The organism is Hymenobacter rigui (assembly GCF_003944715.1).
Classification (GTDB): domain Bacteria; phylum Bacteroidota; class Bacteroidia; order Cytophagales; family Hymenobacteraceae; genus Hymenobacter; species Hymenobacter rigui.
This window is the reverse complement of record NZ_RWIT01000001.1, coordinates 90,819-113,787: the sequence shown is the minus strand read 5'-3', so window position 1 is coordinate 113,787 and position 22,969 is coordinate 90,819. Positions and strand designations below refer to the sequence as shown.

The 22,969-nt window shown below is 62.4% G+C and carries 19 protein-coding genes; 10 read left to right on the top strand and 9 right to left on the bottom strand.

Going from position 1 to position 22,969, the window contains the following annotated elements; genetic code table 11:
- Positions 1-78 precede the first annotated feature (78 nt).
- Positions 79-1,761 carry a S41 family peptidase gene (locus EI291_RS00390; RefSeq protein WP_125417293.1) on the bottom strand — a complete coding sequence of 561 codons (1,683 nt, stop codon included), beginning with the start codon at positions 1,759-1,761 and terminating at the stop codon, positions 79-81.
- Between the two features lie 420 nt (positions 1,762-2,181).
- Between EI291_RS00390 and ruvX the strand changes: the two genes are divergently transcribed.
- Both ruvX and def read left to right on the top strand, forming a co-directional pair.
- The gene (gene ruvX / locus EI291_RS00385; protein WP_125417292.1) at positions 2,182-2,592 is read left to right on the top strand and encodes a Holliday junction resolvase RuvX; all 411 of its coding nucleotides are present in this window, start codon (positions 2,182-2,184) and stop codon (positions 2,590-2,592) included.
- A complete protein-coding gene (gene def, locus EI291_RS00380) occupies positions 2,589-3,188 on the top strand; it encodes a peptide deformylase (protein WP_125417291.1) in 600 nt (199 codons plus the stop codon). The genes ruvX and def overlap by 4 nt, the downstream gene beginning before the upstream one ends.
- A 132-nt stretch (positions 3,189-3,320) precedes the next feature.
- Here def and EI291_RS00375 read toward each other — a convergent pair whose 3' ends face one another.
- The gene (locus EI291_RS00375; protein ID WP_125417290.1) at positions 3,321-4,409 is read right to left on the bottom strand and encodes a DUF5694 domain-containing protein; all 1,089 of its coding nucleotides are present in this window, start codon (positions 4,407-4,409) and stop codon (positions 3,321-3,323) included.
- Positions 4,410-4,618: 209 nt separating this feature from the next.
- Between EI291_RS00375 and EI291_RS00370 the strand changes: the two genes are divergently transcribed.
- The 7 genes from EI291_RS00370 to EI291_RS00340 all read left to right on the top strand — a co-directional run bounded on the left by EI291_RS00370 (position 4,619) and on the right by EI291_RS00340 (position 13,341).
- Positions 4,619-5,635: a sensor histidine kinase gene (locus EI291_RS00370; protein WP_125417289.1), complete on the top strand. Its 1,017-nt coding sequence runs from the start codon at positions 4,619-4,621 to the stop codon at positions 5,633-5,635.
- Between the two features lie 82 nt (positions 5,636-5,717).
- Complete coding sequence (locus EI291_RS00365; RefSeq protein ID WP_125417288.1) at positions 5,718-6,461, top strand: LytR/AlgR family response regulator transcription factor; 744 nt, start codon at positions 5,718-5,720, stop codon at positions 6,459-6,461.
- 81 nt (positions 6,462-6,542) lie between these two features.
- Entirely contained in the window at positions 6,543-7,511 is a 969-nt protein-coding gene (locus EI291_RS00360) for a zinc dependent phospholipase C family protein (RefSeq protein WP_125417287.1), read from the top strand.
- Positions 7,512-7,834: 323 nt separating this feature from the next.
- Positions 7,835-8,710, top strand: coding sequence for a hypothetical protein (locus EI291_RS22665; protein ID WP_170172440.1), 876 nt, complete (start codon positions 7,835-7,837; stop codon positions 8,708-8,710).
- Positions 8,711-8,853: 143 nt separating this feature from the next.
- A complete protein-coding gene (locus EI291_RS00350; RefSeq protein ID WP_125417286.1) occupies positions 8,854-9,537 on the top strand; it encodes a response regulator transcription factor in 684 nt (227 codons plus the stop codon).
- A 39-nt stretch (positions 9,538-9,576) separates the two neighbouring features.
- Positions 9,577-10,908 (top strand): HAMP domain-containing sensor histidine kinase, encoded by a 1,332-nt coding sequence (locus tag EI291_RS00345; protein ID WP_125417285.1) that lies wholly within the window; start codon positions 9,577-9,579, stop codon positions 10,906-10,908.
- A gap of 90 nt (positions 10,909-10,998) precedes the next feature.
- Positions 10,999-13,341, top strand: coding sequence for a patatin-like phospholipase family protein (locus tag EI291_RS00340; RefSeq protein ID WP_170172439.1), 2,343 nt, complete (start codon positions 10,999-11,001; stop codon positions 13,339-13,341).
- 146 nt (positions 13,342-13,487) lie between these two features.
- On the opposite strand, the gene pulA is transcribed toward EI291_RS00340, so the two are convergent.
- The 3 genes from pulA to EI291_RS00325 form a co-directional block, all read right to left on the bottom strand.
- Complete coding sequence (gene pulA, locus EI291_RS00335; protein WP_125417283.1) at positions 13,488-15,491, bottom strand: type I pullulanase; 2,004 nt, start codon at positions 15,489-15,491, stop codon at positions 13,488-13,490.
- 91 nt (positions 15,492-15,582) lie between these two features.
- Entirely contained in the window at positions 15,583-16,332 is a 750-nt protein-coding gene (locus tag EI291_RS00330; protein WP_125417282.1) for an alpha/beta fold hydrolase, read from the bottom strand.
- A gap of 67 nt (positions 16,333-16,399) precedes the next feature.
- Positions 16,400-17,008, bottom strand: a complete 609-nt coding sequence (locus EI291_RS00325) for a TlpA family protein disulfide reductase (protein WP_125417281.1) — start codon at positions 17,006-17,008, stop codon at positions 16,400-16,402.
- Positions 17,009-17,358: 350 nt separating this feature from the next.
- On the opposite strand from EI291_RS00325, the gene EI291_RS00320 reads away from it, so the two are divergent.
- The gene (locus EI291_RS00320) at positions 17,359-18,072 is read left to right on the top strand and encodes a carboxypeptidase-like regulatory domain-containing protein (RefSeq protein ID WP_125417280.1); all 714 of its coding nucleotides are present in this window, start codon (positions 17,359-17,361) and stop codon (positions 18,070-18,072) included.
- A 13-nt stretch (positions 18,073-18,085) separates the two neighbouring features.
- On the opposite strand, the gene EI291_RS00315 is transcribed toward EI291_RS00320, so the two are convergent.
- The 4 genes from EI291_RS00315 to EI291_RS00300 form a co-directional block, all read right to left on the bottom strand.
- Positions 18,086-19,420 carry a family 1 glycosylhydrolase gene (locus EI291_RS00315; protein WP_125417279.1) on the bottom strand — a complete coding sequence of 445 codons (1,335 nt, stop codon included), beginning with the start codon at positions 19,418-19,420 and terminating at the stop codon, positions 18,086-18,088.
- A 90-nt stretch (positions 19,421-19,510) separates the two neighbouring features.
- Positions 19,511-21,190, bottom strand: a complete 1,680-nt coding sequence (locus EI291_RS00310) for a GMC family oxidoreductase (RefSeq protein WP_125417278.1) — start codon at positions 21,188-21,190, stop codon at positions 19,511-19,513.
- Between the two features lie 28 nt (positions 21,191-21,218).
- Entirely contained in the window at positions 21,219-21,818 is a 600-nt protein-coding gene (locus tag EI291_RS00305; RefSeq protein ID WP_125417277.1) for a gluconate 2-dehydrogenase subunit 3 family protein, read from the bottom strand.
- An 83-nt stretch (positions 21,819-21,901) separates the two neighbouring features.
- Positions 21,902-22,909 carry an SDR family oxidoreductase gene (locus EI291_RS00300; protein WP_125417276.1) on the bottom strand — a complete coding sequence of 336 codons (1,008 nt, stop codon included), beginning with the start codon at positions 22,907-22,909 and terminating at the stop codon, positions 21,902-21,904.
- Positions 22,910-22,969 lie beyond the last annotated feature (60 nt).

The window sequence follows — 22,969 nt, the reverse complement described above, 5'->3', positions numbered from 1 at the left end:
TCAGAGGTAGAGATGCTTCGGCAAGCTCAGCATGACAGTTCACCATTTTCCGTTGCCACCATCCAGCACGCCGCCCGGCTACTTCTCCAGCAGCCCCAGCATCACGGGGTTATTGGGCTCCTGCACGGCTTTCAGGGCCTGCTGCATCTCCACATCATCCTGGTTCAGGATCTGAAAGTAGGCCGATTTACCGTAGGCGCTGCGGGCAATGAGGGCTTTGAGCTGGGTGCGCAGCAGGGGCGTGCTGCGGCGCAGGCCGGCGGCGTCCTGCGGGATGCCGTTGTGGGCCGCGCGGGCAGCCAGCTGCTGCAGCTGCGTTTCGCTCACGCGGAACGTCTGGTTGTACTGCTCGAAGCGCAGGGCCTCCAGCTCGTCCTTGTGCTCCTGATAGTAGGCCACGGCGTACTCCCGGATGAGGTTGTTGCTCTGCAGCCGCGTGTAGTAAGCCGACGTAGCCGAGGTGTCGCGGGGCACAAACAAATCGGGCATGATGCCGCCGCCGCCGTACACGGTGCGGCCGTGGGCCGTGCGGTACTTCAGCGAATCGGCGAAGTGAATGCTGTCGGCGTGGAACAGCTCGCCGTGGCGCAGGCGGTTCTGCAGGTCCTTCTCGTACTCGCCCAGCCCGCCACGGTATGATTTCTGGATGCTGCGGCCCGAAGGCGTGTAGTAGCGGGCAATGGTCAGGCGCAGTTCCGAGCCGTCGTTGAGGGCAATGGGCTGCTGGACCAGGCCCTTGCCGAAGGTGCGGCGGCCCACCAGCACGGCCCGGTCGTGGTCCTGCAACGCGCCGGCCAGCACTTCGGCGGCCGAGGCGCTGCCTTCGTCCACCATCACCACCAATGAGCCTTCCTCAAACTCGCCGGCCACCCGGGAGAAGGTTTGCGTATCGTACTGGTCGCCTTTGCCATCGGTGTACACAATCTTCTTGGTGCCCCCAATGAACTCATCGGCCATTTTGGTGGCCCGGTCGAGGTAGCCGCCGGGGTTGCCGCGCAAATCCAGCACGAGGCGGGTGAGGCCCTGGCGGCGCAGGTCGCCGAGGGCGGCCTTGAACTCATCGTAGGTACCGCTGGCGAAGCGGCTTACCTTAATGTAGCCGGTCTGGTTGTCTACCATATAGGCTACGTCCACCGAAGAGTTGGGGATGCGGTTGCGCGTTACCTGCACGTTGATGGGGCGCGGCAAACCGCGGCGCACCAGCTGCAGCACCACGTTGGAGCCCCGGGGGCCACGCAGCTTGCCGAACATCTGCTCCGTGGTCATGTGCACGCCCGAAACCCGCTGCCCGTTCACGGCCAGAATCCGGTCACCGGGCTGCAGGCCGGCCTGCTCGGCGGGGCCTTCGCTAAGCGGAGCTACTACCGTTACCGTGTCGCGGAACAGGTTGAACTCGACGCCAATGCCGTCGTAGTCACTTTGCAGGAAGGAAGAGGCTTGCTGCTGCTGCTTGGCCGGTATAAACACCGAGTGCGGATCGAGGCGCTCCAGCATGCGGCTGATGGCGTAATCCGACAGCTCCTCGGCGTTTACCGAGTCCACGTAATCCCGGTCCACGTAGCTGAGGATTTCCTTGAACTTTAGGTAGCCGCGGGCCGTGAGGTCGGGGTTCTGATCGGAGGGGCGGAAGGGGTTAGCACCCAGCAGCACCCCGGCCAGCAGGGCCAGCCCCAGCAGCAATGGCTGCCGTACCTGCCGCCGGAAATTTCGCGGGTTCGGCTTCGACGCGGACTGCGGCGAGTCGTGGGGCTCGGAGGTCATAACGCGTTGAGAGAGTAGTTGTTCAGCCGATAATCAGAAATGCACAGTACTGACAGGTCTTCAAAACTATTGAAACTTTTCCAAGAAACCGCGGCACCATATGGAGGCATCAGCATTTTCAAATAACAGTGCAATTTTTTATTTATTGGAGTCAATAACACAAAACAACACCTTCACCAAATGCTACTACAAACATTCTGATTGTGAATCGAATACAAATATTATTTTATCATTTTAGAAAGACTGGCGCACTTCGTTTAACCGCTGATTTTTGCCGGTGAATGAGATAGGGCGCCCGGTGCCGACCGGTGGGGATGAGTACTCGATATGCCACCTTTCTGCAGGGGCATCGTATCTTTGTGAGCAGCTTCGGGCAAGTACCGGAGCCGTTGCCTTCTGGCGTTACTTTTCTTTTTTGTGATGGGCCGAATTCTTGCCATCGACTACGGCCATAAGCGGGTGGGGCTGGCCGTTACGGATCCGCTCCAGCTGATTGCCACTCCGCTGGACACCATTCACAGTCAGGATCTGCTGACTTACCTGAAGGCCTACCACCAGCGCGAGCCGCTGGCGGCCCTCGTCATCGGCATGCCCAAAAACCTCAACAACGAGGCCACCGACTCTACCAGTGCCGTAGTGGGCGTGGTGCGCAAGCTGCGCAAGGAGTTTCCGGCGGTGCCCGTGCACGAGATTGACGAGCGGTTTACCTCCCGCATGGCCCACGCCGCCATGCTGGCCGGGGGGCTCGGCAAAAAGGACCGCCGCGACAAAGCCACCGTAGATAAGGTGGCCGCCACCATCATTCTGCAATCCTACCTCGAATCCCGATGATTTACCCCATTGTTGCCTTCGGCGACCCAGTGCTGAAAGCCAAGGCCAAACTTATTCCGGCCGATTTCCCGGCCGCAGAACTCAAGCAGATTATTGCCGACATGTACGACACCATGTACCACGCGCACGGCGTGGGCCTGGCCGCCCCGCAGGTAGGCAAAAGCATTCGGCTGTTTGTCATTGACTCCGAGCCCATGATGGATGAGGATGAAGATGGCAACCCCATTGTGGAAGAACCCACGGCCGGACCGGTGAAGCGCGCCTTCATCAACCCGCAGATGGTAAGTGAAACCGGCGAAGAATGGGCTTTTGAGGAAGGCTGCCTGAGCATTCCGGGCGTGCGCGAGAAAGTGGTGCGCCACGCTACCATTGTGCTGCGCTACGAAGACGAAAACCGCCAGCAGCACGAGGAAACCTTCTCGGGCATGACGGCCCGCGTAATTCAGCACGAGTACGACCACCTAGAGGGCGTGCTGTTTACGGACTACGTATCGGGCCTGAAGAAGCAGCTGCTGAAGGGCAAGCTGGCCCGCATCAGCAAAGGCGACGTATCGGCCGACTACCGGATGAAGTTCGCCGGCCAGGGCCGCCGATAGGAGGCCAGACGCACTCCATAACAACGCCAAAGGCCTGCCACAGTGTGCACTGCGGCAGGCCTTTTTATATTCACTACAACAGTTCACGTACCCTACTCACCCCAAATTATTCACTCGGATAGTCTGGTTGCGCTACGGCAGGTCGTTGAAGCTGACTACCGTCACGCCGGGCGTGGCGCGGAGCAGCTCGGTCATCACCTGGCCGTGGGAGGCCCCGACGGCTACCACCACCCGGCGGGCGCCCTGCTGGCGGGCCAGGCGCACCACGTTGGCGCACATGCCCTGGTTACGCAGCATCCATTGGGCTTTCATGGCCTTCACTTCTTCCGTTGGGAAGCCGGGCGCACCGTAGAGGGCCACGCCGCCGTAGAAGTTGGCGGGTTCATCTACCTGAGCATAGGCGGGGACGTTGAGGGACTGGTAGACAGCCAACGGCTCGTTGGTGGTGGGGCCGTAGTTGGCGTAGGTGGTGCCGGCGGCGTTCATGCGGCGCCAGGTGGTGGCTTCGGCCGAGGTGGAATCAAGCTTGAAGCGGGCTTCCAGGGCTGCTACGCGCTCCGCAGCCTGCCCCCAGGCCGTACTCCAGGCCACATCGTAAAGCTGGCAGTCCATGGGATATATCTGGGGGTGCTGCAGCTCGTAGGCCAGCGGGAAAAAGATCTTGTGGTACTCGCTGGTAGAGCGCACCAAGCGGCGCTGTTTTAGGGAGTCGGAGCCGCCGAATACGGTGTTGAAGTAGGCCAGCTCCTGCGCGCCGAAGCGGGGCTTCATTTCCTGGTTGAGCAGGTAGAGTTGGTACTCAGCATTGGCGCGGTCGGAGCCGAGCACGTAGCTGCGGGCCAGCTCCATGCGGGTTTTATGGTAGTAGGGGAAGCCGGCCAGCGCCTGCCGGGCTTTTTCCATCTGGCGCGCCGTGAGGGGCCGGGCTTTGGGGCTGCGCTGCTGCACAAACTGCTGGCGGGGCCGGAACATGCGGGAGGCGTAGTTGTCGGCGGGCAGCTGCTGCAGCTCCGTGGCCGAGATATACTCGCCGAAAATCATGTCGGGCTTGTAGGCTTTCAGCTTCTCGATGACGGGCCGGTAGCTGGCAGCGGGGCCGGTGTTGACGTGCGAAGAAGCCACCATCACCACTTCGAGCGGCGCGGCAGATTGGGAATGGGCGGCCAGGGGAAGTACCAGCAACAGGCAGAACAGCAGGTGGCGGAGCGTGGAAAGCAGCATAACGAAAGAGGAAAGTAGGTGAGGTGGCAGAACTGAGTCAAAGGTGCAGGCCCCGCCCGCCGGCCGAAACTTTATTATCTCAACCACCCAAAACCAGTTGCCAACTCCCCATCTGCCCGCCCGGAACCCAGCCGTCCGGTTCACAAGCCAAACCGGCGGGTTCACATAATAAACTGCGCCCGCCGGGCGGCTCCTGCTACTTTTAGGGCATGACGAAACGCCAACTCATCGGGCTGCATGTGCTGGGCTGGGGGCTGTGGGCCGGCTACATCGGCTTGGGCCTCTACCTCGACCACGCGAAACGCTCGTTTGCCATCCTCACCTACACCCTGCTGCTGGTGAAGTGCGTGCAGTTCTACCTGGGCTACCTGTGGGTGTTTCCGCGCTACCTGCGGCGCGGCCGGCTGCCACAGCTGCTGCTGGGTGTGGCCGGCATGATGGGCGCCTTCATTGTGCTGCGCTACCTGCTGGAAGAAATATTGCTGCCCGCCACCGTGGGCATCAGCAACTACTCGCCCGATACTACACTCAGCCGCTACGCCCTCGACAATTTGTATTGGGGCACCTCCTATATCGTGCTGAGCGCGGCCGTGTGGGGGCTGGAAAACGCGTTTCGGCGGGAGCGGGAGCACCAGCAGCTGCAGCAGGAGAAAACCCGGGCCGAGCTGGCCTTCCTCAAAACCCAGATCAACCCGCACTTCCTCTACAACACGCTCAACTACCTCTACGCCGAAGCCTACTTGGTGTCGGAGCCGCTAGCCGACGCGGTGCTGCGCCTCTCCGACCTGATGCGCTACATGCTCACGGAAAGCCCCGACGGCACGGCCAGCCTGCAGCACGAAGTAACCTACCTGCACAACTACCTGGCGCTGCACCGGCTGCGGTTCGAGGACCGGTTTTTTGTGGAGCTGGACGTGCAGGGGGCCGTTGATGAGCAGCGCATTGCGGCGCTGCTGCTGATTCCGTTTGTGGAAAATGCCCTCAAGCACGGCGTCACGGGCCGGCCCGAGTGCCCGGTGCGCATCAGTCTGCGCCTGCCCACGTCCCGGCAGCTGCAGTTTGAGGTGCACAACCACATCAATCAGCACCAGAAAGACCACACGACGGGCATCGGGCTGGCCAATATCCGGCGGCGGCTGGAACTGCTGTATCCCGGCCGCCACCGCCTGCAGGTGCACTCCGACGGCACCACGCACCGCACGCTGCTGGAGCTGGAGTTGGGGTGAAGTCCTGACTGCGGTGCCCGCAGAGGGCGCAGAGTTGTTCTGGCGGCTATATTGCGGCGTCCACTTCCTGCTGCCCGCCGCTATGCTCCGCTGTATTGCCGTTGATGACGAAGCCTACGCCAGCCGGCTGCTGGCCGCCTACATCCAGAAAATTCCGGGCCTGGAGCTGGCCGGCACCACCACCAACCCCATTGAGGCGCTGCAGTGGGTGCAGGCGGGCCGCGCCGACCTCGTGTTTCTCGACATTCAAATGCCCGAGCTGACGGGCCTGCAGTTTCTGAAGCTCTGCGGCAACCGGTGCAAAGTCATCCTCACCACCGCCTATCCCGAATACGCCCTGGAAGGCTACGAGCACGACGTGGTGGATTACCTGCTCAAGCCCATTGCCTTCGACCGGTTTCTGCGGGCCGTGCAGAAAGCCCAGGCCCTGCTGGCCCCCGCCCCGCCCGTTGCGCCCCCGCCGCTGCCCGCGGCTGCGGCACCAGCGGCTTCGGTTCCGGCGGCCAATGGCTACCTGTTCGTGAAGGGCGAAAGCAAAAACAAGTTTCTGCGCGTCAGTCACGCCGATATTCTCTACGCCGAGGCGCTGGGCAACTACGTGACGCTCTTCGTGGCGGGCCAGCGCCTTATCACCTACCAGACGCTCAAGGAACTGGCCGCACAGTTGCCGCAGCCCCCGTTTCTGCGGGTGCACAAGTCGTTTCTGGTAGCCGTAGACAAGATCAGTATGGTGGATGGCAACACGGTGTACATCGGCGAGCAGGCCATTCCGGTGGGCGAAACCTACCGCGAAGCACTGTACCGGCTGGTGCGGGAGCGGGAGTAGCGCCGGGCAGAGGCCAGTAGTTGGCGGGTTCAGGAACTCCGTGTATCTTCCTCGTTCTATCCCAATGTATTCCAGATGTCTATGCCTCGTATTTTACCACTATTTGGTTTCCTGCTGCTGCTTGCCTCCTCAGCCCAGGCCTGGGGCTTTTTCGGACACCGGCTCATCAACCGGCTGGCGGTGTACACGCTGCCGCCCGAAATGATTCGCTTCTACAAGGCCAACATTGACTACCTCACCGACAACGCCACCCGGCCCGACTCGCGCCGCACCGTGGTACCCGGTGAGGCGCCCCGCCATTTCCTGGACGTGGACGTGTACGGCGACTCGGCCCTGACCAAACTGCCCCGCTCCTACGCCGATGCCGTGGCCCTGCTGGGTGAGGATTCGTTGCTGCGGCACGGCATTGTGCCCTGGCAGGTGGCGCGCATGAAGGGCCAGCTCACGGCCGCTTTCCAGGCCCACGATGCCGACCGGATTCTGCACCTTTCCGCCGATATGGGCCATTACGTGGCCGATGCCTGCGTGCCCCTGCACACTACCCACAACTACAACGGGCAGCTGACCGGGCAGCGCGGTATTCACGGCCTCTGGGAAAGCCGCCTGCCGGAGCTGCTGAGCAATGGCTACGACTTCTTTACCGGTCCGGCTCCGTACCTGGATAAGCCCACGGATGTTATCTGGGCCACAGTGGCGCGCTCCAATGCGGCCGTGGACTCGGTGCTGCGGTTTGAGCGGGAGTTGAGCCAGAAGATACCCGCGGACCGCAAATACGGCTTTGAGCAGCGCGGCAACCTCACGGTGCGCACCTACTCTCGCGACTTCGCCCGCGAGTACCACCAGCGCCTGAACGGGCAGGTAGAACGGCAGATGCGGCTGGCTCTGCGGCTGGTGGGCGCGTTCTGGTACACGGCCTGGGTAGATGCCGGCCAGCCCGACCTGGACATGCTACCGCGCACCCCTTCGGAGAAAGAGCAGCAACGCCTGGCCCTGGAGGCCAAACAAGCCGAGCAGGCCCCCGTGAAAGTGGTAGCCGGCCACGAAGAGTAACGGAAGCCGGCGCGGAGCGAGGCTGAAGACGCTCTTTTCACCTTCTTTTGCAGCTCTTAGAGCGTGTTGGGGAATTTAAAATAGAACGTCATGCTGAGCCCCGCGAAGCATCTCTACCGCTTCGTTGAAAAACGTCCTGACGAAGCGGTGGAGATGCATCGCAGGGCTCAGTACGACGGGAAAGGCGACTTCGTAAATCCTCAAGCTCGCTCTTAATACGAAGCTGAAGAAAAATTAATGTCAGCTTCAGGCCGACTTTACCTGGGCTCCAAACCTTTGTATCGTCCGCTGGGAACGAGCCCACGGCTTACCGCTTTTCTCCGATGCACACTGCTCATAAACTTCTGCCGCTGTTGCTGCTGGCCGCTATGCTCCACACGGCTCACGCCCAGCAAACCACCAACCCCGACAAAGCCACTAAAACCAAAGTAAAAACCAAGCGGGCGGCTTCGGCCACTGGTGCCGCTGCTCCGGTACCCGATGGCGCGCCCCTCCCTCTGCCCGGAGCACCCGCCGGTCCGGAAGGCCCCGGTGGCCCTGGCGGCCCGCATGCCGGCCGGGGGCCACACCGCCCCGGTGGCCCTCTGGGGCGGCCGCAGGCACTGCGCGAGGTGAAAACCTATTCCGGAACGCTCACCAGCTACGCCACCAATCCGGAGGGCCTGTACGATGGGTTCCTGACCAACATCAATGGCACTGCTACCCAGGTTCACTTCCCACCGCACATGGCCAAAGCCCTGATGGCCGCCACCAAACCAGGCCAGACGGTGAAGTTTGAAGCCGTGGCTGGTCCGGGTTTCCCGCCGCCCGCATCCGCTTCGGCCACTGCCTCAGCCTCCGCACCGCGCCTAGAGCTGGTGAGCGTGGGCGAAGGAGCCGCTGCATTGCAGCTGACGCCGCCGGTTCGGCCGGAAGCCACGGCTGCCGCGGCCACGGCCACTACCGTAAGCGGCACCATCACGCAGCTGCGGACCGATGCGCGCGGCCAGCTCCGGGGCATGGTGTTATCAGACAATACACTGCTGCTGGTGCCGCCCCACGTAGGCGAGCAGCTGGCCGACAAGCTGAAGGTAGGGGCCAGCATTCAGGCTACGGCCCTGTCCATGCCCCAGGCGGAGGGCGTGGTAGCAGCCGATGCCCTGCGCCGCCTCCGCACCCAAACCCTCACCATCAACGGCACTCGTTTCCTGGTAAACTAGCCGCTGTGGGCCTTCCGAAAGACCGTCATGCTGCTCTTATGGCAACATGACGGTCTTTTGCTGCTCCCCCCTTCGCACCAACCATTCGTCGCCGGCCCCAGTACACCCACAGGAAATGTGGCTCTCTATTCCTGCTCTTTTGTATGCGCGTTCTGCTGATTGAAGATGAAAGCCGGCTGGCCGAGTTTATCCGCCAGGGCCTGGTGCAGCACGGCCACGTGGTAGATGTAGCCGCCGACGGCCCGACCGGCCTGGAGCTGGCGGCCCTGGCGGCGCACGATGTGGTGCTGCTGGATATGATGCTGCCCGGGCAGAATGGCCTTGATGTGCTCCGCAACCTCCGGCAGTTCGGGGCAGAGCCGCAGGTACCGGTCATCATTCTGAGTGCGTTGTCGGATACCCGCCACGTAATCAGCGGACTGGATGCCGGTGCCCAGGATTATTTGCGCAAGCCGTTTGAGCTGGATGAGCTGCTGGCCCGCCTGCGGGCCCTGGAGCGGGTACGGGCAGCACCTGCGGGGGCCGCTCCGCTCCGGCTGCTGGACCTGGAGCTGGACCCGCTGCACCGGGCCGTAACGCGCGCAGGTATCCCCATCAGCCTGACCAACCGCGAGTTTGCCTTGCTGGAACTGCTGCTGCGCCACGCGGGCCGGGTGGTACCCAAAACCCGCATTGCTGAAAAAGTGTGGGAAGTAGAGTACGACATGGGCTCCAACGTAATTGAAGTGCATATTTCCCAACTGCGCCGCAAGCTGGACCGCGCCTTTCCCGACCAGCCGCCCCTGCTGGAAACCGTCATCGGCCACGGCTACCGGCTGCGAGGTTGATAAGCTGCCGGCTTACGTTTACGTCCCCATTCCTCTGCTATGTCCCTACGCGCGCATTTGCTGCTGGCTTTCGGAGCCGTGGTGCTGCTGACTACGCTGCTGGCCGGCGGCTACCAGTACCGGCAGCTGCGCCGGTTGCTCACCCGCGCCGATGACGCCCGCCTGCAAAGCCGGGCCGAGCTGCTGCTGCTGCGTACGGAGGCCGGCCCCGGCACGCCCACTATTCCGCTGCCCGACCAGACCGGCGAGCAGCTGCGGGTGGTGTACCGCGCACCCGGCTATGCTCCCCAGGAACTATTTCGCTCGGCCCGGTGGCCAGGCACCGGTGCGGCCGGCTGGCGCGTGGCCCGGGCCAGCAAAGCCGCTAACCTGCTCCCAGCCGACGCGGTGGAAGTATGGCTGGCCCACCCGGCTGCGCCTCTGCGCCGACAGCTACAGCAGGTTTGGCAAGGGCTGGCGGTAGCGGCCGGCGGCAGTCTGGTGCTGGCCGCATTGCTGGCGGGAGCCGTGAGCAGGCTGGCGTTGCGGCCGTTGCGGCGCATTACGGCTCAGGCCCGCCAGATTCAATCGGCTCCGGGTATTGCGCTGCTGCCGGAGCCTGACACCGGCGACGAAGTGCAGGAACTGGCGCGCACCCTTAACCAGATGCTGCACCGGCTGCGGGAAGGCGGACAGCTGCAGGACAACTTTCTGGCCGCCGCCGCCCACGAGCTGCGCACCCCGCTGGCCACCATGCGTACCGGTCTGAGCGTGGCCCTGGCCCGCCCGGATGTAGCAGCACCGCTGGCCCAGGAGCTGCAGGGCCACCTGGAGGAGCTGCGCCGCCTGAGCCGGCTGGTGGATGATTTTCTGCTGGTGAGCCGCCTGCAGGCTCAGGCGCTGCCGCTGCATCTGGCCCCGGTGGCGCTGGATGAGCTGCTGCTGCTGGCCTCCGACCGACTGCTGCCCCGCTTCCGCGCGGCCCGCAGGCCGCTACACCTGCTCATTGATGAAGCCGCGCCCAGCTACACCGTTTCGGCTGATGCGGACAAGCTACTGACGGTGGTGCTGAACCTGCTGGAAAATGCGCTGCGGCATGCCCCGGCCGGAGCCGCCGTGCATGCCTCGCTGTCTCAGGCACCCGGCGCGTATGTGCTCACCATCCGAAATCCGCTACTGAATCCGCTGCCGGACCTCGACCATCTGACGGCTCCTTACTACCGCGCCGAGGTGCTCAGCGACGGGGCGGGGCTGGGACTATGGCTTAGTGGCCGCATTGCGGAGCTGCACGGCGCCAGGCTGCAATTCCACCAGCAGGAACAGGAGTTTACCGTGGAGCTTACCCTACTCGCGGGGCAGATGCCCCCGTTGGATGGGTCGAGAAGCCACTAGGTCGAAAACCCGACAACTCCGCTGCGCTATATGCGTAGGAAACGCGCCCCTCCCTCGGGACATTTCCCCGCTATACTCCCTCCTGCTTCTATGCGTAACTCTACTTGCGTTGCCGTTTTTCTCTGCGCGTGGCTACTTGCTTCCTTTACTGCCCAGGCCCAAAAAGTAGGCCTGGTACTCAGCGGAGGCGGTGCCAAAGGCCTGGCCCACGTGGGCGTGCTGAAGGTGCTGGAAGAAAACCGGATTCCCATCGACTACATTGTGGGCACCAGCATGGGTGCCATTGTGGGCGGCATGTACGCGGCCGGCTACTCGCCCCGGGAAATTGAGGAGATTATTATGGACCCCGCTTTCCAGACCTGGGTATCGGGGCGGCCCCTAGAGGGCAAGGTGTTCAACTACTACGATACCGACCCCAGCCCGGCGGCCCTGCACCTGCGCCTGGCCCTCGACTCGACCCTGAAAGTGCGCGTAACGCCCAAGCTGGTGGACGACGTGACGCTGAACTACGTGCTGGCTACCATGCTGGCTCCGGCCGGTGCCATTGCCAACTACAACTTCGATAACCTGCTGGTGCCCTACCGGGCTGTGGCCTCGGAAGTATTCACCCGCGAGAAGGTGGTGCAACGCAGTGGCTCCCTTTCCGATGCCGTGCGCAACTCCATGGCTTTCCCGCTGGCCTTCCGCCCCATCCGCCAGGCCGATGGCCGCTACCTGTTCGACGGGGCGGTGGTCGACAATTTCCCTACCGGCGTGATGCGGCAGGAGTTCAAGCCCGACGTGATTATTGGGGTGAACGTGGGCGATGTGGCCTTCAACAAATACCCCAAGGAGCGGGACGATGCCCTGCTGACCAGCACGCTGCTATTTCTGGGCTCCAACGTGGCCGATACCACTTCCGTGGGCCGCAACGGCATCTTCATTCAGCCCAAGCTGGGCGATATTACAGCGGCTGACTTCAACAAGGTGAAGCAGCTGGTGACGCTGGGCACCCAGGCGGCCATGGAGAAGCTGCCCCTGATTCAGCAGCGCATTGCCCGGCGCGAGGATACGCTGGCTTTGCAGGCCCGCCGCCGGGCTTTCCAGGATCGGGCCCCACGCCCGGAGTTTAAGCAGGTGAACGTGCAGGGCATTCCAGAGGTGCAGCAGACGTTTGTGCGGCGCTTTTTTCAGCGCACCGGCTCTACTTACTCTCCGGCCGATATTGAAGAAGGCTACTACCGCCTGGTGAACAACGACTTCTTCAACAACGTGTACCCCCGCATCCGCTACGACCGGGAGAAGCAGGGCTACACCCTGAACGTGGATGCCCGTCAGAACTCCAACCTCTCCACCGACCTGGGCGTACTGCTGACCACCCGCTCCATGAGCAACTTTTACCTGGGGGCCAGCTACCGTTACCTCAACCGCTACCTGTACACCATCAAGGCCGATGCCACCATCGGGCGGTTTTACAACGGGGCGCGGGGCTCCTTCCGGATCAGCATTCCGGGCAACGTGCCGGTGTATTTCGAGCCGACCATCCTCTTCAACAACTTCAACTACCAGGATACCGGCGGGCTGCTGGGTACGGGCAAAGCCGCCCAGAACATCCAGATTCAGCAGCGCGACCTGAAGACGTTTCTGCAGGTGGGCATCAGCCCCAACTACCGCAGCCGCTACGTGCTGAGCGGGGGCCTGTTCACCAACCGGGATAACTTCGCCAACACCGACCAGATCAACTCCGATGACAAGCTGGACCTGAGTCGCTTTCAAGGGGCCACGGCCTCCGTACGGTTCGAGCGTAACTCCCTCAACCGCCGCCAATACCCCACGGCCGGCCGCCGCGTTGAGCTGAGCTTCCGGGCCGTAACGGGCCGTGAAAAGTACGAGCCCGGTTCCACGGCCAACGACTTAACGGCGCGCAGCCGCAACCACCAGTGGCTGAAAGCCAACCTATTCACAGAACAATACTTTAACCTGAATAAAGTGGATACGGTGGGCGCGCGCACCAACGCCTGGGGCTTTATGGTGGACCTGGTAGCCAGCACGCAGGGCAGCTTCTCCACGTACCGCTCCTCGCTCACCAACTCCTCCACCTTCCTGCCGCTGCCTGATTCGCGCACCATTTTCCTGGACCGCTACCGGGGCACAGCCTATGCCGCCGCCGGTCTGCGCTACGTGAAAGCCGTGGTGGGTTCATTGGAGTGGCGTACTGAGGGCTACGTGCACACGCTGGTGCGGCCCTGGGAGCGGCGTGAAGACAACCCGCTACTGGCCAAACGCGGCAACCTGATTACCCGTCCTTACCTCACCCTGATGACGGGTTTCCAGTACCAGACACCCGTCGGGCCGGCCGCTCTGCAGTTCATCCACTACGATGAGAAGGACCATCAATTCGGCGTATTCGCCCACATCGGTTTCGTGCTGTTCCGGGACCGGTCGTTGGATTAAGCGGTGAATTTGTGAAGGTGAATTGCTGAGCTGATCACCTGTCATCCTGAGTAAAAGCGAAGGACCTTAGTACGTTGTTACGTCTGTCGTTTCAACATACTAAGGTCCTTCGCTTTTGATCAGGATGACAGGTCACTCACTTCCTGCTACTGCACCAGAATAAGTGTCGACGAAGCGGGCACTTCCACGGTAGCCTCAGCGGCTACGTCCAGCGGACGGAGACCTTTCTGGTTGATTTCGGAGCCGCTCAACACCACCGTGTACCGGCCGGCCGGTACAGGCAGGCGGGCCGGCTGGCGGTTGCCGTTGAACAGGACCACAATGGTGTTCCACTCGTCGCCGCCGGCGTGGTTTTTCAGGCGGTAGCCGATGGTGGTAGCGGGCAGGTTGGGCAGAAACTCCAAATGCTGCTGAATCAGCTCCTGGGTGGGCAGCCGGAAGGCGGGGTGCGCTTTTCGCAAGGCAATGAGCTGGCGGTAGAACGCAAATACACGGCCGTACTGCACCTTCCGGTTCCAGTCAATCTGGTTGATGCTGTCGGGCTGGTTGTAGGAATTGTGTGAGCCGAACTTGGTACGCAGAAACTCGTCGCCGATGGGCAGGAAGGGTACGCCCTGGGAGGTGAAGACGATGGTATTGCTGAGCAAATCCATCCGCAGCCGCTCCTCCTCCGATGCGCCGGGGTTGGAGGCGGCCAGCTTGTCCCAGAGTACCATATCATCGTGGCAGGCCACGTAGTTGATGGTTTGAGCGGGGGAGGCTGCCCAGGGCGCTTTGGAGTAGTTTACTTTGGTGTAATCCAGCTGCGGGTGCTGGGTGGCGGCCACAATGCCGAACTTCACGCTTTCCTCCAGCCCCGGCCGGCCGCTGGCAAACCCCGGCTCCGTCTGCCGGGCAAAGTGGCCCTTCACTCCGTCGCGCAGCTCATCCGAAAAAGCGGCCACGCGGTCCAGTTTCAGCACGTTGGCTTTCAGGGCCCGCTCAGCCTCGGGCAACGGGCTGCTGCCGGCGGTCCAGCCTTCCCCGTACACAAAAATGCTGTGGTCCTGCTGGTCCAGGGCCACGCGCACGGCCCGCATGGTGCGCAGATCCAGCACGCCCATCAAATCAAACCGGAACCCATCGGCGTGAAACTCCCGGGCCCAGTACGCCACCGATTCCACGATGAGCTTGCGCACCATGGGCCGCTCGGAGGCAATTTCGTTGCCGCAGGCCGCCGCGTCGGACAGGGTGCCATCGGGGCGGTGGCGGTAGTAGTAGCCGGGCACCAGCTGCTCGAAGGAGGTGCGCCCAACGGCCGTGGTATGGTTGTACACCACATCCAGCACCAGCCGCAGGCCCCGGCGATGCAGGGTTTGCACCACCTGCTTCAGCTCCCGAATGCGACTGGCGGGGTCGGCGGGGTCGGTGGCGGAGGAGCCTTCGGGGGCGGAGTAGTGCAGCGGGTCGTAACCCCAGTTGTACTGATTATCGGCCAGCCGGCTTTCATCCACCGAGGAGAAGTCGTTGGTGGGTAGCAGGTGCAGATGGGTGATACCCAGCTCCGCGAGGTGGTCGAGGCCGGTTTTGACGCCGCCGGGCCCGCGCGTGCCGGCTTCCGTAAGGCCCAGGTACTTGCCCTTCTGCTGCACGCCCGACTGCGGGTGCATGGACAGGTCGCGCACGTGCAGCTCCCCGATAACCACGTCGGTAGGCTGCTTTAGCTCGGGCCGTGCGTCCTCTTCCCAGCCGGCCGGGCTGGCTGTGGCGGGGTCGAGCAGAGCCCCGCGCTGCCCGTTCAGGCCCACGGCGTGCACGTAGGGGTCGGGCACTTCGGCCATCGTCTGGCCTTTGATGGTGGCCTGCACCACGTAAAACCGGCCGGCCGGCTGGTCGGGCAACGTGTACACCCAGGTTCCGCCCACGGATTTCTGCATGGCGTACTCCGCCGCCGGGCTGCCGCCGGTACCTTTGGCGTACAGTTTTAGCTGGAGCTTCTCGGCCGTAGGCGCCCACACCCGCAGGCGGGCCTGGCCCTGCTGGAACGTCAGGCCGAGGTCGGGACCTTCGTAGGTGGGGTAGGCGTCGTAGCCCTCTCCCACCTTCGCAGTACGGCAGGTGGTGAGGGAAAGAACTACGGAAACAAACGTCGGGAAGAGCCAGGCTTTCATAGAGGGCAGAGAAGTCAGCCCGCAAGTTCGGGGGTTTGCCGCGCTTCCCAATACGCTGATCAGGCCGACTAATGGGCCGTGTCAGTTGTTTCTAAGCCGTTTCCAGCCGCTCCGCGAACCGGCGCAGCAAGGCCGCTACTTCCTCCGGGGCCTCGTAGGGCAGCAAGTGGCCCGCGCCGCTGATGATTTCCAGCGGGGTACCCTCGGGCAGCAGCGGCAGGGTTTCCAGCCCATGCACCGAGGGCGACATGATGGCGTCCTGGTCGCCGGCCAGAATCAGGCAGGGTACCTGCACGTCACACATCCGGGCGCTGAGGTTTTCGCGGCTACCGTGCAGCAGCCAAGCCTCCCAGGCCGGGCGGGAGCTGCGCAGGTTGTCCTGCACAATTTGCTGGTGCATTGCCTTGGGCAAAGGCCGGGCGGTGATGGTGCGGAAGGTTTTTTCAGCTTCGGCGGGCTTACCGTAGGCTTTCACGCTGCTTGTGCGGTCCTCGTCGGTCATGGGCTCGGGCGTGGGTGGGGACGGGCTCAGCAGGGCAACGCCCGCCAGACCGGCAGGCTGCCGGGCCGCCAGATCCAGTGCTATTTTCCCACCCATACTGTGCCCCACCAGCACGTACCGCTTCAACTTTTGCCCAATAATGAATGCCGCTACTGCGTCGGCGTAGGCATCTACAGTGTAGCTACTCACCTCGGATGGCGCTGCGCCACCAAAGCCCGGCAAGTCAGGAGCCCGAAACGGGTAATCGGGGGCCAGGAGGTGGGCTACGGCGTTAAAGGCGCGGCCGGAGCCGGCCCAGTAGTGCAGGCCGATAAAGGCAATGGAAGACGATGCGGGCATACTGAAAAGGACATAGTGAGCCGACTCCAAGCCGGCTCTGCATATCCGCAGTACGCAGCCAGCCTGGCTACGGCCGACCGGAGCCAGCCAGTTTTTCCAGGGCGGCCTTGAACGCCGGGGTGTCGTAGTCGGCCATGCCTTCGTGGCGGGCAGCTACTCGCCCGTCGGGGCCCAGTAGCACGGTGGTCGGTATGGACTCGGTATCGAAGGGGGCGGGCAGCGGGGCCGTGGGGAAGTACACGGGCATGGTGTAGCCCCGGCGCTGCACCAGGCGCTGGGCTTTGGCGGGATTTTCGTCCAGAGAAATCAGTACGAAAGCCACTTTGCGCTTATCCACCTGCTCGTACAGACGCTGCAAACCGGGCATTTCGGCCACGCAGGGCGGGCACCAGCTGGCCCAGAGGTTCACCAGCACTGCTTTGCCGCGCAGCTCCTGCAGGTTCAGGGTGCTGCCATCGAGGCCACGCAGGATAAGCGCGTGCGGATAGCCGCCCGCTGTAAGCGGGGTTGGCGGGCCAGTCGGAGTGTTAGGTAAAGTCGGCCGCCACAGTCCCGTGGCCAGCAACACCTGCTGCAGCCGACCCAGCACGGGCGTGCGCAAATCGGTCGTCAGCACCACTACGACGGCCAGCAGTAGCAGCCATTGCAACGCGGTGCTGAGTTTAGGACGGTTCATTGAAAACGGATAGTCAATTCAGTAAAACGAACAAAGCTACTCTCAACGGAATACTGACCGGGCTTACGCCTCCTGGCGAAGTAATTGCAGGCTCTCCAATTGTGTATCAATCTGCAATACCCAGGCCTTTCCTCTGCCAAACTGAGCTTACTATCCGGAGGTTAAAAAGTCAGATACCACAGGCGTTTACCCTTCTATATTCTCCACCTTTCAACCGGAAACCGATTTAATGAAGCTGCGCGCTACCATTTACCCAACTAACAGAGGTCAGGTAAAGCCAAATTTCGGACTGCTGAAACGGGAATAAAGCTGCTTCTTCGGCTTCTATTCTACCACTTTCTGCTATTTCCATGAAATCTGCTATTCACCCTGGCCTATTTGCAGCCGCCGCGAGTCTTATCCTGAGCGGCGGCTGTCAGAAACAAGACCCCACCCCGGACTGCCCGGGCGGCTGCACTACCGTGAAAGGGCGCTTCGTGACGGGTAACGGCCAAGTGCCCCTGCGTGGAGCCGGCCTGACGCTGGTGTGGTACAAAGGCTGGGGATTTTTCGGGCGCACCGGCGCACGTACAAAGGCCACTGCCACCACCGATGCCAACGGTAACTATACCCTGAATTACTCCCTGAGCGACGAGGAACTGCAGACGGGCCACCTCACCGTTGATGTGAAAGCGCCATCTTACTTCGGCGTGAACGGAGTGTACCTACCGGCCCCGCAGCAGCGCGACACTACGGTAACGGCCCCTACCTACTGGCTGCCCCGCACGGCCAAGCTAACCTGTCAGCTTACCAATCCGGCAGCTTTGCAAGGGAATGACCGAATCAGCGTAGACATCAGCTTCAAGCCCGGTCCGGCTCGCACAGGACTCCAGGCTACCATCGGCGGGTTTGCCAGCGCGGCTCAGGGCGGCGGCACCAGCTTTGCGCCCGAAGTACCGGCCGAGCAATTGCTGCGCATCAAGGTACTGCGGTACCGTAACGGGTCGTACGTCTCGTTCAGCACCACGCAGGATTCCCTGCTGCTGGCCCCGAACGATGTACGCACATATCCGGTATCCTTTTAATGTTCCGGTGGCACTACTTCTCTACTTTCAGCGTGGCGGGTCGGCTGGTGAATTCGAACATTTCGGCGTGGGGCACAATGGTAATCTGGCCGAACTCTTCAATCATCATCCTGTAGCTCTCCCCCACCGGCCGGATTTTCCGGTCCAGGTCGTAGAGGCCGCAGGCGTTTACCTTCAGGCGCTTCTCGCGCAGGCTGATGTCCCAGTCCACCTGATCCAGCAGGCTGTACCAGGTAAAGCCCACCACCGGCACCCCATCCTGCCGGATGCGCTGCACGTTCACCCACTGCTTCCAGAGCCAACACTCTGCGTCCTTGGGGTTGAAGGTGTTGGTTTCGGTGTGCATCACGGGCTTGCGGTACCGCTCGTAGTACTGCTTGGTCATGGTGTACCACCCCAGCACGTCCTCGGCCTCGCACCAGTCGCCGTTCGGCTTGATTATCTTCTCGTTCCGACCGTAGTAGTCGTTGCCCATAATCTGGTATCCGGGCGGCTCGCCGGCCATAAACCACTTCAGCTCCTCCCGGCTCATGCCATTGTCCATGCAGTACAGCAGCACCTCGGCATCAATGGTATGCGCATACAGCAAGTCGAGTGATAGAAAGCGTAGCTTATTCTGCAGGCGGATTTCGGGGCTTTCCACGGCCCGCATCTCGTGGATGTACTCCGCCGACTCGCTTTGCACGATGATGCAGTCGGGGCGGTAGCGGGCAATCTGCTGGGTGCCCATGATGCTGGCCGCCGTGATGTGCTTCATGGCCGTAATGAAGGCGCGGTCATCCTTCAGCTGCTCGTTCCAGATGCCGTCTTTGGCAGAGGCCCGGGCCGTTACGTAAATCTCATTGACGGGCGTGTAGAAACGTACCCAGGGGTAGCGCTGGGCCACGGCCCCGCAGTACTCGGCAAAATGCACGGGCAGTTCGGGGTTCTGGAAGTTGCCCACCCAATCGGGCACCCCGAAGTGCATCAGATCCAGGATGGGCGTGATGCCCAGCCGCTTGATTTCGGCCATGGCCAAATCGGCAAACTCCCAGTCGAACTGACCTGGCCCTTTGTGGATGAGGTAGTAGGGCAGATTGTAGCGCAGCACCTTCAGGCCCAGCTCCTTCACCAGCCCCAAATCTTCCTTGTAGCGGTTGTAGTGGTCGGTTTCGGCCAGCAAATCGCGCCGGATGGTGCCGTTGGCAATAGTAGGGTACGAGCACTCGATACCAGTGGCAAACATGAAGTTGCCCGGCGCGCCGGTCGGCAGCCCGGAGCCGTCGTGGCCCCCGGCTCCGCCAAACTGGTCGCCCTCGTAATTACCGTCGCCGAATTTCTCTTTAATATGGGTGAGGAATGACTTCATTGTTTGGTACTTAGTGCCTAGTACTTGGTGCTTAGGCTGTTCTATCAATTCAAGGAAAATACCTAAGCACCAAGCACTAGGCACTAAGCACTACTGAAGGTTTGCCAGAAACTTATCGGCGGTGCGCAGGCTGAGGGCCATGATAGTGAGGGCCGGGTTGACGCTCAGGGCACTAGGGAACACCGAGTTGTCGCAGATGTAGAGGTTGGGCACATCGAATGCCTTACCGTCGGGGTTCACCACCGCATCGTCGCCGCTCAGGCCCATGCGGGCCGTCCCGATGACGTGGGCGTACCGCTCGAAGGCCCAGATATCGGTAGCGCCGGCGGCTTCCCATATCTGGCGCATGATTTTCTCGGCGTGGCGGTTCATGCGCTGCTCGTTTTCCTGGGCCGTGAAGTGCAGGCGGGGCTTGGGCAGGCCGCGGGCGTCCTTTTCGTCGCTGAGCTCCATGAAGTTGGCCTCGTGCGGCAGGCAGTCACCCAGGATGTTGATGCCGGCAATGTGGTTGTAGTTGCGCATGTAGTCGCGCAGGGGCTGGCCCCAGAGCTTGCGCTGGCGCACCATCTGGGTGGCAAACGTCACGGGCATCACCCCGATGCTTTGCAGCAGGTAGCCACCGGCAAAGTCGGCGTCTTTGGGGCGGTGGGTGTCCTCGGAAATCAGGCCGCCGGGAATGCCTTTGTAGGGCCAGATGTCCTCGGGGAACGTGCCCCACACCTGCATGCCGGGGTGGGCCATGAAGTTTTTGCCCACGTGGCCGCTGTTGAGGGCCAGCTCATTGAGCATCAGCAAACGAGGCGTTTCCACCGCCCCGGCGCACAGAAACAGGTGGCGGCAACGCTGGCGCACGGTGCGGCCGTGCTGCTCGTACACCACGCCCGTTACGCGGCCCGAGGCGTCGCGCTCAATCTCCGTCACGTAGGCATCGGCCCGGATTTCGGCCCCGAAGCTCTCGGCCAGCGGCAGAAAGGTCACGTCCATGCTGGCCTTGGCGCCGCGGTTGCAGCCGGCCTGGCAGAAGCCCCGGTTGGTACAGGCCTCGCGCCAGCCAATGCCCTCCTGGTAGTAGCGCGCCGAAAGGGCCGCGTTGGCCGCCGGTGAAGTTTGAATACCGAGCTGACGGCAGGCGCGCTCCATCAGCTGGGCCGCGCCGTTGAGCGGCAACGGAGCCAGCGGGTAGCCCTTGCGGCGCGTAGGGTCCCAGGGATAGGGCGTGGGCCCCGAAATGCCCAGGAAATGCTCAATTTCCTCATAGTACGGCTCCAGCTCCTCGATGCCGAAGGGCCAGTCGACGCCCTGCCCGAAGTCGGTGTGCAGTTTCAGGTCGCCGCGGTGGGCGCGGGGGGTGTAGGCAGTGTAGTGCAGCGTGGAACCGCCTACGCCAGTGCCGGAGTTGTTTTTGCCGAAGGCCACCGGGTTCTGACCGGCCGAAAGGCGCTCGTCGTTCCAGAACAGGAAGTTCTGGGCTTTTTCGTCGGTGGCGTAATCCTTGGTCGGGTCGCGGCGGGGGCCGGCCTCCAGGGCCACTACCTTCAGGCCGGCCATGGCCAGGCGCGCCAGCAAAGGCGCGCCGCCCGCACCGGTACCAATCACCACACAGTCCACCTCGTCGGTGGGGTCGGGCAGCGGGGCGGGAGCTTCCTCGCCGGTAGGCTCAGTGGCCGGGGTGGCTTCGTTATCGGCCAGAATGCGTTGAAGCAGCGGATCCTGTATTTCGGGCTGAACCGGATTCAGCACGCCTTCTTCGAGTACTTCTTCGTCGGGCATAAGGTGTTCAATTAGTAATTAGTAATTATCAATTACCAATTGGTTCAGGCTCCCGGTCTTCCCGTTCGTTGAGGCCGATGCGCTGCCAGCCGGGCACATCAGCCATGCCCACGTAGCCAATTTCTTCCTGAGCCAGCGGGTGGGCGTAGTAGCTCTCCGTCAACTCAGCCAGCATTTCCTCGAAGAAGCGGTGCTGAGGCAGCTGCTGCCAGTTTTCACCCGGAGCCTCACCGGCCGCCAGCTGCCCGATTATCTGGTCCTGCTGCGCCGGCGTCAGCTCAACAAACGCTTGGTTAAATGCCTGCTGCGCCGCCTGGTTGATGCCGCCCAGACCCAAGCGGTACGCTTCCCGGTCGGGGGGCATGGCGTCGTAGCGCCAGCCGTCGGCAGTGCCGGCCAGCAGGCGTTTATCCACGTTGGGGGCCAGCTCGATTGGCGTTTTCCGGTCAGGCTGGGGGAATACGCGGGCGGATACGGCTTGCAGCAGCGCGTAGGTATCGGCGTCAAAAAACTGGGGCTGGTAGTCGGCCGGGGCGTTGAGGCGGGCTTCCAGGGCGGCGCGGGTAGCGGGCGTTACCTGATCGGTAGCCAGCAGCGCCCGGACGGTGCCTTCGGGGTAGTGGGGCATATGTGAAATGGTGAATTTATGAACTTGTGAAAGGCAGTTGCGGGCCAACGGCGCTTCGCAACTTCACCATTTCACAATTTCACCTATTGGTCGCTGCTCATTTTGCCGCCGGTTACGTGCACCAGCGAGCCGGTCATAAACGAGCCGTCCTGGGAGGCCAGCAGCACGTAGGCGGGGGCTAGCTCCTCAGGCTGGCCAGGACGGGCCAGGGCCACTTCATAGCCGAACTTCTCGATTTCCTCGCGCGGCATGGTGCCGGGGATGTTGGGCGTCCAGACCGGGCCGGGCACCACGCAGTTCACCCGAATGCCCCGCTCGCCCAGGTGCGTGGCCAGGCTTTTAGTGAGGGCATGAATGGCCGATTTGGTACAGGCGTAGTCAATCAGAATCGGAATGCCCGTGAGGCCCACAATGCTGCCGGTGTTGATAATGCAGTCATCCTTTTTAAGGTGCGGAATGGCTGCCTGCGCCATCCAGATGTAGCCCAGAATGTTGGTATCGAAGGTGCGGCGGATCTGCTCCTCGGGAATGTCCTCGAACTTCTCCTGCGCCATCTGGAAGGCGGCGTTGTTGACCAGGATGTTAAGGCCGCCCAACTCGGCGCGGGTGCGGCGCACGGCCTGTTTGCACTGCTCCGGGTCGCGCACGTCCAGCTGCAGCAGAATGCAGCGGCGGCCCTGGGCTTCCACGAGGCGCTTGGTTTCCTCGGCATCCACCACGTTTTCGTTGAAAAGCACGGCCACGTGGGCGCCCTCCATGGCAAACGCCACGGCCACGGCCCGCCCGATACCGGAATCGGAGCCGGTTACCAGGGCAATCTTATCCTGTAGCTTGCCAGCGGCGCGGTAGGTGCTGAAATCCATGGCGGGCTGCAGCTTCATATCGGCCTGTTTGGCAGGGTACGGCAGCTTCTGAGCGTGCTGCTTCATGTCCTTGGCCGTGGGCCGCTTCACGGGCTTGGGCGCTTCGGCCGCAGCTTTGGAAGCCTGCTTGGCAGCGGGTGTAGCAGTGGTTTTTGCCGGGGCCTTGCCGGCAGCGGAAGGATTGGGGGTCGCAGCTTTTTTAGGAGCCGCTGCTTTTTTGGCAGCCATAGAACGAGGTGGTAAGAAACAATGCTGAGCTTATGCCTTACGCGAAACCGTCCGGGTTGT